Raw genomic sequence first — 16,480 nt, 5'->3', positions numbered from 1 at the left:
AAGAAAAAGCCCCGGCGTCTCGCGACACCGGGGCTTTTTCAATGCGCGGAGCGCCGCCTCAGGAGGCGGGCCGCGGGGTCAGGCTGGCCGGACTGGCTGCGGCATCCGCGGCCGAGTCACTGTGGGAGCGCGGCCGCAGGGTGGCGTAGGCTTCCCGCCAGTTGCGGTGCTCTTCAGCCTTCCAGACCTGCAGGTGCAGTTGCGCCATGCCGTCCGGATCGCTTAGCAGACGCCACTGGTCGTCACCCTTGGTCTTCTCGGGACCGGCGGCCAGGACCCGGGCCACCCGCTCTTCGCGCAGCCGGCGTGCCGGCTCCACCACCTTACCGTGGCGACCGCGGGCCATGCCGATGGCCAGGGCATTGAGCACCGGATCGACGGTGGCGCGCAGGAAGCCCCTGGTCAGGGCGTTGCGGTTGTTCAGGTGCAGGTACTCGTCGGTCGCTACCAGCTCGCGCGGCGGTGCATACTCTTCCGGGATCAGGAACAGGTGATGGCGGCGACTGCCCAGACCCAGGTTGGTCCGGCTGGAAATCACCGACACCGGTGCCGACAGGATCAGCGACACCACGATGGGCGACAGCCACCAGAGGAAGCGCGGATCCAGCCAGGCCACGCCGGCGGTCCAGATCAGACCGAGCAGCATCTGCGAACCATGGCGGCGGAAGGCTTCGCTCCAGGGCGTGTCGTTGTCGTCCCGCTGGGGCGAATTCCACTGCACCGACCAGCCCAGGAAGGCGGCGGTCACGAACACCGTGTGAAACAGCATCCTCACCGGTGCCAGCAGCACCGAGAAGAGCATCTCCAGCATCATGGAAAGGAACAGCCGCAGGCCGCCACCGAATTCCTTGGCACCCTTGGCGATGATCAGCACCACGCTGAGCAGCTTGGGCAGGAACAGCAGGATCAGGGTGGTGGAGAACAGCGCGATGGCCTGCTCCGGATGCCACTGGGGCCAGACCGGGAACAGCTGGCGGGGCTGGAAGAAGTACTGGGGCTCCAGCAGCTTGTGGATCGCCAAGAGCGCCGTGGACAGCACCAGGAAGAGGAACCACAGCGGCGCCGACAGGTAGGACATCACCCCGGTGAGGAACACCGCGCGGTGTACCGGGTGCATGCCCTTGACCAGGAACAGCCGGAAGTTCATCAGGTTGCCATGGCACCAGCGACGGTCACGCTTGAGTTCGTCCAGCAGGTTGGGCGGCAGTTCTTCGTAGCTGCCCGGCAGGTCGTAGGCGATCCACACGCCCCAGCCGGAACGCCGCATCAGCGCCGCTTCGACGAAGTCGTGAGAGAGAATCGCACCGGCGAACGAACCCGTGCCCGGCAGCGGTGCCAGGGCGCAGTGGTCGATGAACGGCTTGACCCGGATGATGGCGTTGTGGCCCCAGTAGTGGGATTCACCCAGCTGCCAGAAGTGCAGGCCGGCGGTGAACAGCGGTCCGTACACGCGGGTGGCGAACTGCTGCAGGCGTGCATACAGGGTGTCCATGCCGGACGCCTTGGGCGCGGTCTGGATGATGCCGGCACGCGGATTGGCTTCCATCAGCCGGACCAGGCTGGCCAGGCATTCGCCGCTCATGACGCTGTCGGCGTCGAGCACCACCATGTACTTGTACTGGCTGCCCCAGCGACGGCAGAAGTCGTCGATGTTGCCGCTCTTGCGCTTCACCCGACGACGACGACGGCGATAGAAGATGTGGCCGAAGCCACCAACCTCGCGGCACAGCTCCAGCCAGGCCTTTTCTTCGGCTACGCATTTGTCCGGATCGTTGCTGTCGCTAAGGATGAAGAAGTCGAAGTGCTCCAGCTCGCCGCTGGCGCGGACCGACTCGTAGGTGGCGCGCAGACCGGCGAAGACCCTTGGCACGTCTTCGTTGGCGATGGGCATCACCAGGGCGGTACGCGACTGGGGATCGATCGGCTCGGTGCCGGTGGAACTGGCCGAGATGCTGTACTTGTCGCGGCCGCTGAGCAGTTGCCAGAAGCCCATCAGAGCGGTCCAGAAACCGGCGGACACCCAGCAGAACAGCAGGGCGAAGAGCAGCAGGATGCTGGTCTGCACCACATAGGGCAGTACCTGGCGGATGGACTCGCCCCAGCCCTGACGGTAGACCTCGCCGAGATCGACCAGCGCCCAGCCCTGATAGGGCAGCACGGCCTTCATGTACCAGGTGGCGATGCCGGTCTGCACCAGCATCAGGATCAGCAGGATGAAGCGCCGGAAGGAACCTACCTTGCGCCAGTGCGCATGGGCATCGGCTTCGGGATCGGGTTGCCAGCGGCTGTGATCCTTGCGGCCGAGCAGCCGCTTCCAGCTCCGCGCCACGGGATTGGTGCGCCAGGGATCGGGCACCATCATGGAGCGGGTCATGGGCGGGGTGGCCTTGATGAAGACGCGACCCTGGGCATCGCTGCCCAGCAGCTCGCCATCCTCCAGGGTATCGTCCCAACCGGCGGCCAGACGCGCTTCGGTGGAGGCGATCACCGCCTCGGCACCCTGGGCGCCTTCGCCGCGGGCACCGGCCAGTTGCCGGTGCAGCGACTCGACGTCCGCCGTCTGGTCCAGCACCTGCCGTTGCCCGGCGGGCAACGGCAGGTGTTCGAGGTAGTCGCCAGCAGCGGCGACCGAGGTATCGCGGGTGGTGTTATTCATTGGCAGGTAGCTGGTAAGTCCAGGTTTCGCTGAGCGGTTTGTCACCCTGGGCGAGGTTGGCGCGCATTTCCACCGGCTTGGTCTGATCCTTGACCTTGAGTCTCAAGGTCAGGCGATAGCCCTTGGTAACCGGGTTGTAGCGCACAGAGTTCTCGACCAGTTCACCGTTGGCATCCAGGCTGACCTGGGAGCCGACCTGCGAATCCTCGGGCAGGTCATCGAGGTTCGGACCTTCGAAGTCGATGATGTAGGCCAGGCTGCCATCGGTCTGGCGCACCAGGTTGGACTGGCGCACGTCACCGGTGGACAGACGGGTCTGGGAGACCCAGGCCAAGTCCTTGGTGTGCAGGTTGGGTTCGTCGGTGGTGAAGTGCAGGCGATAGCTGACATCGATCGGCTGGCCCTTCTCCGGCAGGGTGTCCGGCGTCCAGAAGGCCACGATGTTGTCGTTGGTCTCGTCCGGGGTGGGGATTTCCACCAGCTCGACGTGACCCTTGCCCCAGTCGCCCTTGGGCTCTACCCAGCCGCTGGGACGCTTGTCGTAGCGCTCGTCCAGGTCCTGGTACTTGTAGAACTCGTGGCCACGCTGCAGCAGACCGAAACCGCGCGGATTCTCGATGGTGTAGGTGCTGACCGACAGGCGGCGCGGGTTGTTCAGCGGACGCCACAGCCACTCGCCGTTGCCGGCATGGATGGCCAGACCGTTGGAGTCGTGCAGCGCCGGACGATAGTTGACTTGGGCGCTCGGCTGGTTGGGGCCGAACAGGTACATGCTGGTCAGCGGCGCGATGCCCAGCTTGTTGACGTTGTCGCGCAGGAACACCTTGGCTTCGACGTCGACGGTGCTGTCCTTGCCGGGAGTCAGCACGAAGCGATAGGCACCGGTGGCGCGCGGCGAATCGAGCAGCGCATAGATCACCAGGTTGCGGCGATCCGACTGGGGCTGTTCGACCCAGAATTCGGTGAAGCGCGGGAATTCCTCGCCGGACGGCAGCGCGGTGTCGATGGCCAGGCCACGGGCGGACAGGCCATAGACCTGGTTCTTGCCGATCACGCGGAAATAGCTGGCGCCGAGCATGGTCATCAGCTCGTCATGCTTGTCCGCCTTGTTCAGCGGATAGAGCACCTTGAATCCGGCGAAGCCGAGATCCTTGAGCTGGGCCTGGTCGACCTGCAGGTTGCCGAAGTTGAACATCGAGGGATCGTATTTGATCTCTTCGACATTGTTGGCGGTGACCTCGTTGATCTTCACCGGCACGCTGTAGTGCATGCCCTCGTGATAGAAATTCAGGCGGAAGGGCGTCTTGGCATCCTTCCAGTAGGCCTTGTCCTGATTGAAGGTGATCTGCTGATAGTCGGCATACTTCATGCCGCTGAAGGATGCGGGCAGGTTGCTCTTGGGCGCGACGAATTTCTGGCCGGAGAGTTCTTTGGCCTTGGCGGCCACGTCGTCCAGGCTGAAGGCCAGGGCCTGGGCACTGAACAGACCCAGAGCGACGGAGAGCCCGATCAGGGCGAAGCCCTGCTTGCCCGGCTTAACTTTGGAATGAGATAACACGCAGCCTCCTAAATCAGCGTACGAATACGTTTGGCGACGGGTGGTCGCGAAACGGATAGGCAGAGGTCCGACTCCCGCAGGGGTCAATGATTCCCCAGTTGGACGACCGTTCAAACTCGAACTGCGCAATCATAGACACTTGGCAGGGCGCTGTAAGGGGCGCCCTCACTAAATCGACAATAAAAATGTCACTGGTCCGTCGTTGACCAGGGAAACCTGCATGTCGGCGCCGAAACGACCGGTCTGGACCTCGGGATGAAGGTCGCGGGCGAGGCCTACCAGATGGTTGAACAGCCGCTCGCCCTGAGCCGGTGGCGCGGCGCTGGAAAAGCTCGGCCGGCGGCCGCTGCGGGTATCGGCGGCCAGGGTGAACTGGGAGACCAGCAGCAAGCCGCCGCCAACGTCCTGCAGGGACAGATTCATGCGCTGCTCGCCGTCGGCGAACACCCGGTACTCCAGCAGTCGCTTGAGCATGCGGCTGCAGGCGGCCTCGTCATCCGCCGGCTCGATACCGACCAGGACCAGCAGGCCCGCGCCTATGGCGCCGACCGTATGGCACTCAACCTCGACGCTGGCGCGGCTGACCCTTTGCAGCAGCGCCTTCACTCGGCCTCCTGGGGCAGATCGAGCAGCTGGCGGGCGATCTGATCGGTCGCCCGCACCAGGGCGTCGCAGATACCGGGCTCGCTGGCCGCATGACCGGCGTCGCGGATGATCTGCAATTCGCTGCCCGGCCAGGCGTGGTGCAGGGCCCAGGCATTGTCCAGCGGGCAGACCATGTCGTAGCGGCCGTGCACGATCACCGCCGGGATATGGGCGATCCGGGGCATGTCGCGCAGGAGCTGGTCGGGCTCGAGGAAGGCATTGTTGATGAAGTAGTGGCACTCGATGCGGGCGATGGCCAGGGCGTGCTCGCTGAATTTCTCCAGCACGTCGGGATTGGGCCTCAGGGTCACCGTACGCCCCTCCCAGCAGGACCAGGCGCGCGCGGCGGACATCTGTGCCAGTTCGTCCGGACCGGTCAGGCGGCGATAGTAGGCCTGGATGAGGTTGCCGCGCTCTTCCTCGGCGATGGGGTGCAGATAGTCCTGCCAGAAATCGGGAAACAGCCGGCTCGCGCCTTCCTGGTAGAACCACTGCAGATCCACCGGGCGGCAGAGAAAGATGCCGCGCAGGACCATGGCCTTGACCCGCTCGGGATGGCGCTGGGCATAGGCCAGCGCCAGGGTCGACCCCCAGGAGCCACCGAACAGCACCCATTGCTCGATGCCCAGGTGTTCGCGCAGGCGCTCGATGTCCTCGACCAGGTGCCAGGTGGTGTTGTTCTCCAGGCTGGCATAGGGCGTGGAGCGACCGCAGCCGCGCTGATCGAAGGTGACGATGCGGTAGAGATTGGGATCGAAAAAGCGCCGGCTCAAGCGATCGCATCCGGAGCCGGGTCCGCCATGGATGAACAGCACCGGCAGACCATCCGGCGAGCCGCTCTCATCGACATAGAGCACATGGGGCGCTTCGACGGCCAGCTCGTGGCGGGCGTAAGGCTTGATTTCCGGATACAGATTCAGCATGTCGCGCTCCGCGGGGCAGGGTCGGCCCCTTCATCATAGACCTGCACCTTACCGGGTTTCCACGCTACCCGGGCTTGCTTCGCGTCCAGTGGCACCCGCACCATCGACGGCCAGTCGCCAGAGGAGATCGCCATGTCCCATGCCAAGCTGCAGTTGCTGCTGATCGATCCGCAAAACGATTTCTGCGACCTGCCGGGTGCGGCCCTGCCGGTGCCCGGTGCGGTGGCCGGGCTGCAGCGCGTCGCGGCCCTGATCGAGCGCCTGGGTGCCCGCCTCAGCGGGGTGCAGGTGACCCTGGACTCCCATCAGCCGCTGCACATCGCCCATCCGCACGGCTGGCAGGATGCCCAGGGCCAGCCACCGGCGCCCTTTACCCAGATCGGTGCGGACGAGGTGGCCAGCGGTCGCTGGCAGACCCGTGATCCAGCCGAACGTGCCCGGGCGCTGGCCTATGTGCAGGCGCTGGAAGCCGGGGGTCGCTATCGCCTGGTGATCTGGCCGGAGCACTGCCTGGTGGGCGGCTGGGGCCATGGGGTGCAGCAGGATGTCCATCAGGCGCTCAATGCCTGGGGCCGGCAGCAGGGACGCCTGGTGGATTTCATCGCCAAGGGCGGCAATCCCCATACCGAACATTATTCGGCGCTGCGCGCCGAGGTCCCGGATCCGGCGGACCCGGGCACCGCGGTGGACGCTGGCCTGATCGACCGCCTCCAGGCGGCCGATACCCTATTGATCGCCGGCGAGGCGCTTTCGCACTGCGTGGCCAGCACCGTTCGCGATCTGCTGGAATTCTGGCCGCGTGAGAGGCGCCAGGACCTGGTGCTGCTGACCGACTGCAGTCATTCGGTGCCGGGCTTCGAAGCCCAGGGCGACGCCTTCCTCGCCGAGATGCGCGCCGCCGGCATCCGCCTGGCGACCTCGACGGACGTGCTCTAGCCCGTCCGTCCGCGGCCCTACTTGATCTCGTAAAGACCGGTGTAGGTCGCCGAAGCCAGCTGGTTGAGGTGGATCATGAAGCGACCGACCGCATTGGTCGCGTCCGCCGGCACCGGCAGCTGATCGACCTTGAGCGCATGCAGCTGGAAGATGTAGCGGTGCGGCTTGTCACCCTTGGGCGGCGCCGCCCCGCCGAAGCCGCGGGTGCCATAGTCGTTGATCAGTTGCAGGGCGCCCGCCGGCAGACCCGAGCCATCGGCGCGGCCGGCGTCTTCCGCCAGGCCCTGGGTACCGACCGGGATGTTGACCACCACCCAGTGCCAGAACCCACTGCCGGTGGGGGCGTCCGGATCGTAGACGGTCAGCGCCAGGCTCTTGGTATCCGCCGGCAGATCGGACCACTGCAGCGCGGGCGAGATGTTGTCGCCGTGGGCACCGAAGTCGGCCACGTCGAATTCGTGGCGCTTGGGCATGAAGGCGTTGTCGGAAAAGGCATCGGTCCAGAGTTTCACGGAGAGCTCCTGTGGCCTAGGGCATGTGGGCGTCGGTCTCGCGCCAGACCAGACGATTGAGGTTGTAGCCCTTCTCGCGAGCGATGCGCAGCAGCTTTTCGCTCTGCGCCGCGGAAATGTCGGGCTTGCGCGCCAGCAACCAGAGGTACTTGCGATCCGGACTGCCGACCAGGGCGGTCTTGTAGTCGTCGTCGACATAGAGGATCCAGTAGGGTCCCTTGGCGACATTGGGCAGGACACCGCTGAACCAGGTATCGAAGCGCACTTCCAGGCGATCGGTCACGCCCGGCTTGATGGGGGTGGCGGTGCCGGTGGCTTCCTCCACCTTGCCGTCCAGGGTACGGCAGCGGTTGAACACGGCGACCGAGCCGTCGGCCATGACGTGATAGTTGGCTTCGGACTGGGCGCACTTGCGCTGGAAGAACATCGGCAGCCGCGCCACCTCGTACCAGTGTCCCTGGTAGCGCTGCAGGTCGACATTGCCCGCGGTGAGCGGCGGGACTTCGCGCGGGCCGCTGGCGCAGGCCGCGAGCAGTCCGGCGGCACCCGCCAGCAGTAGCAGTTTGGTAGAGGTTTTCATCGCAGACCCTGCCCGGCGAACATCGCCACCTTATCGTTGAGATACTGCACGCTGATGAAGGAGCCGCGATCGCCCCAGGTACAGGTGGTGACGCCCAGGGCACCCGCGCATTCCGTGGGTGCACCCAGGATCTGCTCCACCTCGGCCTTGGTCTGGCCGGCCTTGAGCCGGGAATAGTTTTCCTGATTGACCTTGCCGCAGCCGGCCAGCATCAGACTGCCCACCAGCAACAGCGCCAAGCGCCCTTTCATACCTCTGCTCCTCCATCCTGACGGCAAGGCTATAGAGCCCGCCCGGCCGCCAGGGTTCGCTTCGTCAGCCGGCGAGATAGGAGGAACGGGTCAGGCCCAGGCGCATGGCGTCGAGGAACTGGGTGCGCTCGCGCGCGGTGAGGCGCGCACTGGCGACCTTGTCGCGGTAGTAGGTCATCAGCTCCTCGGGCGAGAGGTGCACGTACCTGAGCATGTCCTCGATGGTGTCGTGGGTCTCGATGCCCCCGTGGCGCACACTGCCGTCGGCGTCCTGGTAGACGTTCACCGAATCGGTGTCGCCGAACAGATTGTGCATGTCGCCGAGGATCTCCTGATAGGCGCCCACCAGGAACACCGCCAGCAGATAGTCTTCGCCCTCGCGCACCTCGTGCACCGGCAGGCTGGTCTCGATGCTCTGCTCGTCGACGTACTGCTTGATCTTGCCGTCGGAGTCGCAGGTCAGGTCCTGCAGCACGGCGCGGCGCACCGGCTCCTCGTCCAGGCGGGTCAGGGGCACGATGGGCAGGATCTGGTCGATGGCCCAGGTGTCGGGCAGGCTCTGGAACACCGAGAAGTTGCAGATGTACTTGTCGGCCAGCTTGTCGTTGAGTTCGTCGAGCACCTGGCGGTGGGAACGCTGGCGCGCCTTGAGCTGGTTGTAGAGGCGACGGCAGATGGCGAAGTAGCACTGCTCGGCCAGGGCCTTGTCGCTCAGGCTCAGGGTGCCGGCGGCGTACTGGGCGGCGGCTTCGCTGACGTACTGGGTGGCGCGCCAGTAGGTCTCGGTGACCATCTCCGGATCGGTGTCGCCGAGCAGTTCGGCCAGCCACTGCACCACCTCGGCCTTGCCTTCGAAGCGCTCGCTGGCCGGCACGCTGTCGTTGTGGCGCTCGACGTCGGTGACCTGCATCACCAGCATGGCGTGGTGGGCGGTCATGGCCCGGCCGCTTTCCGAGAAGATGTTCGGATGCGGCAACTCCTGCTGGTCGCAGAATTCCTTGAGCATGCCGACCACGGTACCGGCGTAGTCGTCCATGTCGTAGTTGATCGAGCTGGCGTTGCGCGAGTGGGTGCCGTCGTAGTCGACGCCCAGACCGCCACCGACATCGATGTGGTCCAGCGGCAGGCCCAGGGCGCGCAGCTCGGCGTAGTAGCGGATGGCTTCGCGGAAGCCCTGGCGGTAGTCGGCCAGGTTGGCGATCTGCGAGCCCATGTGGAAGTGCAGCAGGCGCACGCCCTGCTCCAGGCCGGCGGCGCGGAAGCGCTCGATCACCGACAGCAGCTGGGCGGCGGAGAGACCGAACTTGGACTTCTCGCCACCGGTGTCGGCCCATTTGCTCGACGCCAGGGACGACAGTCGCACGCGCAGGCCGACCTGGGGCGTGACCTTGAGCTCGGCCGCCTCCTCGATCACCAGCGGGACCTCGGATTCCTTCTCGATGACGATGAAGACGCTGTGGCCCAGCTTCTGGCCCATCAGCGCCAGGCGGATGAATTCGCGGTCCTTGTAGCCGTTGCAGACGATGGTGCCGCCCTTGGGCGCCAGCGCCAGCACCGCCATCAGCTCCGGCTTGGAGCCGGCTTCCAGGCCGATGGAGACGTCACGGGTGGCGATGATGTTTTCCACCACCGCTTCCTGCTGGTTGACCTTGATCGGATAGAGGGCGGTGTAGCGGCCCTGATAGTCGAGGCGCTCGATGTTGCGATCGAAGGCACCGGTCAGGTGGCGCACCTGGCCCTGGAGGATGTCGGGGAAACGCACCAGCAGCGGCAGCGACAGCCCCGCTTCGCGCAGCTGGCCGACCAGCACATGGAGGTCGATCGGCTGGCCGTCCGGGCCGTGGGGGCGGACTTCGACGTTGCCGGCGTCGCTGATGGCGAAGTAGCCGGCACCCCAGTGGCGAATACCATAGACGCTGCGGCTGTCCGCCACGGTCCACTGGCTGCCGTCATCTTTGCGCGTGCGTCGTGGGGACATTCGCGGGAATCTCCTGTAGGGAATCTTGCTTTGGATGGACCGCCGCCAGGGGCGGTAAGTTGTACGCGGGGGCTGGAAGGCCTGGCCTAGCCGCCCGATCTCTTGGTCTTGAAGCCGCGTTTTTCGAGTTCGCCGAGCAACAGGTCGACATGGTCGCCCTGGATCTCGATGACGCCATCCTTGAGCGCCCCGCCGGTGCCGCAGCGGCGCTTGAGCGCGCTGGCCAGGTCCTTGAGCGCTTCCTCGCCCAAGGGCACGCCGCTGACCGTGGTCACCGTCTTGCCGCCACGACCCTTGGTCTCGCGGCGCACCCGGGCGATGCCGTCGCCCGCCGGAGCCGCGGCCTGGGGTTCTTCCGGGCGAATGCGGCCGACGTCGGTGGAGTACACCAGCCGGCTGAGATCCGACAGCGACGAGGTTTTCTTGCTCAAGGGACGGTCCTCCCAGTCGGGTTCAGGCGCCGGGCGCCTGGAGGAAGCCTTGGACGCAGCGCCGGCCGGCACGGGCCGCGCTGGTCCGGGGCCGCGCAATGTAGCAGCATCGTCCGCGGATGCTAAGGCGCGAATGCGAGAAATTAAGGCAGGGATGCGACATCCGCGCGGCTGAGCGCCAGCTGCAGGGCTTCCAGCGAATCCGGGCAATAGGGTCGCTGACGCGCGTCGTCGAGGATGGCCGCCGGGGCCAGGAAGCGCGCCTCCAGCACCTCTTCCGGTTGCAGCCGCAACGGACCGTTCCAGCGCGCGCTGAACACGCCGCCCCAGAGGCGATTGCCCGGCTCCTCGAAATAGAAGGTGCCATGGGCGCGCAGGGGCACGTCGCTGACGCCCAGTTCCTCGGCCAGCTCGCGAGCGGCGGACTCCGCATAGCTCTCGCCCGGCGCCACCATGCCGCCGGCGGCGACGTCCCAGTAGCCCGGGTAGAGCGCCTTGCTCAGGGTGCGCCGGTGCACGCAGAGTTCGCCGGCATCATTGAACAGGAGGATGAAGGTGCAGCGACCGATCAGGCCGCGGGCACGCAGTTCCGCCCGCGGCAATTCACCCTGGATGCGGTCGTCGCGATCGACCCAGACCACCCGTTCCCGGTCGGAGGCGGCGCGATGCGCCGCTTCGCGAGCGTCCGGCGTCATCAGCCCTGTTCCAGCAATTGGCGCAGGTCGATGATGGCGGCGTTGGCGCGGGAGATGTAGTTGGCGATCACCAGCGAGTGGTTGGCCAGGATGCCGAAGCCGCTGCCGTTGAGGATCATCGGACTCCAGACCGGCTGCTGCGCCGCTTCCAGTTCGCGGATGATCTCGCGCACGTTCACCGTGGCGTTCTTCTTCGCCAGGGTGTCGGCGAAGTCGACCTCGATGGCGCGCAGGATGTGCGACAGCGCCCAGGCCTGACCGCGGGCCTCGTAGAAGACGTTGTCGATCTGCAGCCAGGGCGTCTCGACGCGCTGCTCGTGCACCTCCGGCACCTGGCCGGCGGGGATGTCCTGGTTCGGCCGCACCTCGGCGTCCAGGCGAACCCGACCGACGCTGGCGGACAGCCGCTGGGACAGCGAACCCAGGCGGGTCTCGACGTCACCCAGCCAGTTGCGCAGGTTGTCCGAACGCGAATAGAAGTAGGCGGTGGGCTGGCCCTGGGCATTCTGGCCACCCAGGCGCGCCAGGTAGCGGTCCAGGGAGGCGATGCCGGCGCGGTATTCCGATTCCGACGAGGGCATGGCCCAGCTGTGGTTGTCGAAGTTGAAGCGCGGCTCGGCCTGGGCCAGGTCGACGTCCTCGGTGGACTGCGACTGGGAACGGGCGAAGTCCTTGCGCAGGGCGCGCGCCAGGTCGCGGGTCTGCACCAGCACGCCGTATTCCCAGGACGGCATGTCGTCGAGCCAGAGGCCCGGCGGGAAGATGTCGTTGGAGAGATAGCCACCCGGTTTGTCCAGCAGGGTACCGGCCACCTGCTTGAGGGTCTCGACCGTGGTGTAGCCAAGCACCAGCTTGCGCCCGCTGGCCGCGGCCGCCTCCTGGGCATGCTGCTGCACCGGGAAGAAATCCGGTTCGCGACTCCAGTACCAGCCTATCGCCAGGGTGACCAGCAGGTAGAGCGCGACCAGCACTGCCACCAGCCGGAGCCATCCCGACCTCAAGTTCCACTCCCGCATGGGCAATTCCTTGCAATGTTTTCAAAGGTGTTGGCGCTTGGACCCCTGCCCGCGGCGCCGGTTGCGCAGCCTTGGCGGCCGACGCGGGCGCCAGGCACCCGGGCAGCCACTTCCGAGACTAGGGTAACAGGCGACGGACGCTACTCCAGAAGCGACCGACAGTGTCCATGCGAGCGGCATAGCCGCCGCTAACCAGGGTACCGCCTCTCCCCTGCTCGCCAGCAATTGGTAGCATAGGGCCACCACCTCAAGAATGACGGAACAATTCGTGAGCGAACCAGATGATCCGAGCCGGGACCGCCTCAAGCTGCACTTCGCGCAACGGGTCATCCACCAGTCGCGCCAGGTGCTGGAGATCTGGCAACGGCTGCAACGAGACGAGTGGACGGCCGGCAGCCTGGTCGAGCTGACCGACGCCAACGCACGCCTGCTGCAATACGCCAAGCGCTTCGAGCAGCAGGGCCATGCCGAGCTCGCCGAGGCCATCGGCGCCTCCCTGGCCCAGGTCGCCGCCAATCGCGGCCGTCTCAACAGCCAGGCCATCACCGAACTCAGCCTGGCCATGCAGAGCCTGTCGCGCACCGGACTGCGCCAGGGTGACCAGCTGGAAACCACCAGCCTGCCGCCGCTGCGCAAGCCGATCTACATCGCCCTGCTCGACACCGAGCGCGCCGAGCGCCTGGCGCAGCAGATGGAATACTTCGGCGTCACCATCCAGATCATCCACGGCGCCGACGACTTCCGCGCGATGATGGACAGCCGGCACCCGGCGGTCATCGTCATGGACGTGGACTTCGGCGGCGCGGGTGCCGGCATCCAGCTGGCGCTGGAGGCCCAGACCGGTCTGGAGCGCAAGCTGCCGGTGCTGTTCTACAGCCACCAGGAAGCCGACACCCCCTTTCGCCTGGCCGCGGTGCGCGCCGGCGGCCAGGAGTTCTACACCGGCACCCTGGATTCGGCGCGGCTACTGGAAAAGATCGAGACCCTCACCCGCACCGTCTACTACGATCCGATCCGCGCCCTGGTGGTGGACGACTCCCGCGCCCAGGCCATGGCCACGGAAATGGCGCTCAACAGCGCCGGCATCGTCACCCGCACCCTGATGCAACCCGGCGCGGTGATGGCGCACCTGGCCGAATTCGTGCCCGATCTGATCATCCTCGACATGTACATGCCCGAGTGCACCGGCACCGAGCTGGCCAAGGTCATCCGCCAGCACGAGCGCTATGTCAGCGTGCCCATCATCTACCTGTCGGCCGAGGACGACCTCGACAAGCAGCTGGACGCCATGAGCGAGGGCGGCGACGACTTCCTCACCAAGCCGATCAAGCCGCGCCACCTGATCGCCACGGTGCGTACCCGCGCGGCCCGGGCGCGCAGCCTGCAGGCGCGCATCGTCCAGGACAGCCTCACCGGCCTGTACAACCACACCCACACCCTGCAGCTGCTGGAAGACGCCTGCTTCCGCGCCCGGCGCAGCCAGCGGCCGATCACCTTCGCCATGCTGGACATCGACCACTTCAAGCAGGTCAACGACCACTACGGCCATCCCATGGGCGATCGGGTGATCAAGAGCCTGGCGCTGTTCCTCAAGCAGCGCCTGCGCAAGTCCGACCACATCGGCCGTTATGGCGGTGAGGAATTCGCCATCGTGCTGCCCGACACCGACCTGGCCACCGCCACCCGCCTTATCGACGAGATCCGCCAGCGCTTCGCCGAGATCCACTATCCGGCGCCGCCCAAGGAACTCAGCTGCACCTTCAGCGCCGGCGTGGCGCAGCTGCAGCCCGGCCAGGAGATGCCCGCGCTGGCCAAACAGGCGGACGAAGCCCTCTATGCCGCCAAGCATGCGGGACGCAATTGCGTACGCCAGTACGGCCAGGACTGACCAGCCAGATGCCTCTGCTATGATCGGCCGCTGCCGATCGCCGAGAAGCCCATGCGTGTCCTGCTGTTCCTGCTCACCCTGCTGCTGACCTTGCCCGCCACTGCCGGGCTGTTCGATGCGCCGCGCCCGAGCGCCGCGCTGGGCCTGGACGGTCAGCGCCCCAGTCAGCAATTCCTGCCGGTGGATCAGGCCTTTCGCCTGGAGCAGCGCCGCGACGCCGAGGGCCGTCCCCAGCTGCGCTTCACCATCGCCGAGGGCTACTACCTCTATCGGCAACGCTTCGCCTTCGACGCCGACCCCGGCCTGCTCACCGCGCCGGTAGCCCTGCCGCCCGGCGAGCCCAAGCACGATGAATGGTTCGGCGACGTCCAGGTCTATCACGCCGGCGTCGACATCCCCCTGCCCCTGGCGCCCGACCGTGGCGGCCAGATCAAGGTGACCTACCAGGGCTGCGCCGATCGCGGCCTCTGCTATCCGCCGGAAACCCGCACCCTGGACATCGCCGGCCCTGCGCTGGCGACCACGGCGACCCCGGCGGCCGCCGCACCCGTCCCAGATCAGCTGGGCTGGCACAGGATCCTGCTGGCCTTTCTCGCCGGACTCGGGTTGACCTTCACCCCCTGCGTCCTGCCGATGCTACCCATCGTCTCGGCGGTGGTTCTGGCCGGCAAGGCGCGCCCCGGACGTGGCCTGCTGCTGGCGCTGGCCTATGTGGTGCCCATGGCCTTGAGCTTCGCCGCCCTGGGCGCGCTCATGGGCGTCTTTGGCGCCAGTCTCAATCTGCAGGCGCAATTGCAGTCGGCCTGGGTGCTGATTCCCTTCGCCGCGCTGTTCGCGCTGTTCGCCCTGGCCATGTTCGGTCTCTTCGAGCTGCGCCTGCCGGCGGTCCTGCGCGAGCGCCTGGAGCAGCTGGCCAGCGGCACCCGCGGCGGTTCCCTGGGCGGCGCGGCCACCCTGGGCGTGCTCTCCAGCCTGATCGTCTCGCCCTGCGTCTCGGCGCCCCTGGCGGGCCTGCTGCTCTATATCAGCAGCACCGCCGACTGGCTCGGCGGCGGACTGGCGCTGTTCGCCCTGGGCCTGGGCATGGGTACCCCACTGATCCTCATCGCCGCCGGTGGCGGCGCCCTGCTGCCACGCAGCGGCGCCTGGCTGGTGGGCATGCGCAATGCCTTCGGCGTCCTGTTGCTGGCGGTAGCCCTGTGGCTGCTCGAACGGCTGCTGCCGGGGCCGCTGGCGCTGGCCGCCTGGGGCCTGCTGGCGGCCGGCGTCGGGCTGTTTCTCGGCGCTCTGGAATTCGTACCAAAGCCACCCCGTCAGCGGCTGCTGCAACTGGCCGGCCTGACCCTGGTGGTCTATGGCGCGGCCGCCGGCATCGGCGCCCTGCGCGGGGCCAGCGATCCCCTGCGACCGCTGGGCGACGCCGCGGCGCCCGCCGTGGCCGGCCGCGCGGACGTCATGCACAGCCTCAGCGATCCGGCGGCCCTGGCCAGCCGTCTCGGCCAGGGGCGACCGGTGCTGGTGGACGTCTATGCCGACTGGTGCATCAGTTGCAAGCTGATCGAGCGCGAGGTGTTCGGCAATCCCGAGGTCCAGGCGCATTTGCGCGACTTCACGCTGATCCGCTTCGATATGACGCAAAGCACCCGGGAACAGCGGCAGTGGCTGGAACGGCAGGGACTGTTCGGTCCGCCAGCGATCCTGTTCTATGCCGGCAGTGGCCAGGAGCAGACCCAGGCGCGCATCGTCGGCGAAATCGACGCCGCGGGTTTTCTCGCCCGACTCGGTGAAGCAAAAAGGCTTATCGCCAGCGATTAAAAGAATTTCGCCCAACGTGCGGGCATTTCCGGCAAACGTCTAGCGACTGGACAGTCACCTCCGGTTGCGGCATAGTCCGCGGCCAATCTGGTTGCGAAATCGCGAGGCAAGTGGCTATGGCGCATCTGCTGGTACTGCACGGGCCCAACCTGAATCTCCTGGGCACCCGCGAGCCGGGCGTCTACGGGGCCACCACCCTGGCCCAGATCAACGCCGATCTCGAAGCCCGCGCCACTGCGGCGGGGCATCGCCTGCAATACCTGCAAAGCAACGCCGAGCACCTGCTGATCGAACGCATCCATGCCGCGCGTGACGAAGGGGTGGATTTCATCCTCATCAATCCGGCTGCCTTCACCCATACCAGTGTCGCCCTACGTGACGCCTTGCTCGCGGTGAGCATCCCATTCATCGAAGTGCACCTGTCGAACGTGCACAAGCGCGAGGCCTTCCGCCACCACTCCTATTTTTCCGACGTGGCGGTCGGTGTCATCTGCGGGCTCGGTGCCAGTGGCTATCGCCTGGCCCTGGAAGCCGCCTGCGAACAGCTCGCCGCCCGCGGCTGAGCGCGACTCAATATCCAGAACATCACCAGAACC

The 16,480-nt window shown here is 66.5% G+C and carries 15 protein-coding genes; 4 read left to right on the top strand and 11 right to left on the bottom strand.

Annotated features, from left to right (window positions below; genetic code table 11):
* Positions 1–58 precede the first annotated feature (58 nt).
* The 4 genes from mdoH to pip all read right to left on the bottom strand — a co-directional run bounded on the left by mdoH (position 59) and on the right by pip (position 5,782).
* Positions 59–2,656, bottom strand: coding sequence for a glucans biosynthesis glucosyltransferase MdoH (mdoH, locus tag QKY98_RS18285; RefSeq protein WP_027602896.1), 2,598 nt, complete (start codon positions 2,654–2,656; stop codon positions 59–61).
* Positions 2,649–4,169 (bottom strand): glucan biosynthesis protein G, encoded by a 1,521-nt coding sequence (locus QKY98_RS18280; RefSeq protein WP_186354039.1) that lies wholly within the window; start codon positions 4,167–4,169, stop codon positions 2,649–2,651. Before QKY98_RS18280 ends, mdoH begins: the two co-directional genes overlap by 8 nt.
* 213 nt (positions 4,170–4,382) lie before the next feature.
* Positions 4,383–4,820 (bottom strand): D-aminoacyl-tRNA deacylase, encoded by a 438-nt coding sequence (dtd, locus tag QKY98_RS18275; RefSeq protein ID WP_284671364.1) that lies wholly within the window; start codon positions 4,818–4,820, stop codon positions 4,383–4,385.
* Positions 4,817–5,782, bottom strand: coding sequence for a prolyl aminopeptidase (gene pip / locus QKY98_RS18270; protein WP_027602893.1), 966 nt, complete (start codon positions 5,780–5,782; stop codon positions 4,817–4,819). Before pip ends, dtd begins: the two co-directional genes overlap by 4 nt.
* A 132-nt stretch (positions 5,783–5,914) precedes the next feature.
* On the opposite strand from pip, the gene QKY98_RS18265 reads away from it, so the two are divergent.
* On the top strand, positions 5,915–6,718 hold the full coding sequence (locus tag QKY98_RS18265; RefSeq protein WP_284671363.1) for a cysteine hydrolase family protein: 804 nt from the start codon (positions 5,915–5,917) through the stop codon (positions 6,716–6,718).
* A gap of 17 nt (positions 6,719–6,735) precedes the next feature.
* Here the strand turns inward: QKY98_RS18265 and QKY98_RS18260 are convergent, their stop codons facing one another.
* The 7 genes from QKY98_RS18260 to QKY98_RS18230 form a co-directional block, all read right to left on the bottom strand.
* The gene (locus tag QKY98_RS18260) at positions 6,736–7,230 is read right to left on the bottom strand and encodes a YbhB/YbcL family Raf kinase inhibitor-like protein (protein ID WP_027602891.1); all 495 of its coding nucleotides are present in this window, start codon (positions 7,228–7,230) and stop codon (positions 6,736–6,738) included.
* A gap of 16 nt (positions 7,231–7,246) precedes the next feature.
* Positions 7,247–7,810, bottom strand: a complete 564-nt coding sequence (locus tag QKY98_RS18255; RefSeq protein WP_007161595.1) for a lipocalin family protein — start codon at positions 7,808–7,810, stop codon at positions 7,247–7,249.
* Positions 7,807–8,061: a hypothetical protein gene (locus QKY98_RS18250; RefSeq protein ID WP_007161594.1), complete on the bottom strand. Its 255-nt coding sequence runs from the start codon at positions 8,059–8,061 to the stop codon at positions 7,807–7,809. Before QKY98_RS18250 ends, QKY98_RS18255 begins: the two co-directional genes overlap by 4 nt.
* A 64-nt stretch (positions 8,062–8,125) precedes the next feature.
* Entirely contained in the window at positions 8,126–10,039 is a 1,914-nt protein-coding gene (gene speA / locus QKY98_RS18245; RefSeq protein ID WP_007161593.1) for an arginine decarboxylase, read from the bottom strand.
* A gap of 86 nt (positions 10,040–10,125) precedes the next feature.
* Entirely contained in the window at positions 10,126–10,470 is a 345-nt protein-coding gene (locus tag QKY98_RS18240; RefSeq protein ID WP_007161592.1) for a translation initiation factor Sui1, read from the bottom strand.
* A gap of 143 nt (positions 10,471–10,613) precedes the next feature.
* Entirely contained in the window at positions 10,614–11,165 is a 552-nt protein-coding gene (locus QKY98_RS18235; RefSeq protein WP_284671362.1) for an NUDIX hydrolase, read from the bottom strand.
* Positions 11,165–12,181, bottom strand: a complete 1,017-nt coding sequence (locus QKY98_RS18230) for a DUF2333 family protein (RefSeq protein ID WP_007161590.1) — start codon at positions 12,179–12,181, stop codon at positions 11,165–11,167. The genes QKY98_RS18235 and QKY98_RS18230 overlap by 1 nt, the downstream gene beginning before the upstream one ends.
* Positions 12,182–12,449: 268 nt before the next feature.
* On the opposite strand from QKY98_RS18230, the gene QKY98_RS18225 reads away from it, so the two are divergent.
* From QKY98_RS18225 to aroQ, 3 genes are all read left to right on the top strand, one after another.
* Complete coding sequence (locus QKY98_RS18225; protein ID WP_017641054.1) at positions 12,450–14,069, top strand: response regulator; 1,620 nt, start codon at positions 12,450–12,452, stop codon at positions 14,067–14,069.
* 51 nt (positions 14,070–14,120) lie between these two features.
* A complete protein-coding gene (dsbD, locus tag QKY98_RS18220; RefSeq protein WP_284671361.1) occupies positions 14,121–15,884 on the top strand; it encodes a protein-disulfide reductase DsbD in 1,764 nt (587 codons plus the stop codon).
* Between the two features lie 116 nt (positions 15,885–16,000).
* Positions 16,001–16,447 (top strand): type II 3-dehydroquinate dehydratase, encoded by a 447-nt coding sequence (gene aroQ, locus QKY98_RS18215; protein ID WP_007161587.1) that lies wholly within the window; start codon positions 16,001–16,003, stop codon positions 16,445–16,447.
* Positions 16,448–16,480 lie beyond the last annotated feature (33 nt).

Source organism: Pseudomonas sp. HR1 (assembly GCF_030175875.1).
In the GTDB taxonomy this organism is placed as follows: Bacteria; Pseudomonadota; Gammaproteobacteria; order Pseudomonadales; family Pseudomonadaceae; genus Chryseomonas; species Chryseomonas oryzihabitans.
The sequence above is the reverse complement of the archived record's forward strand: the minus strand, read 5'-3'. Positions and strand labels throughout refer to the sequence as shown.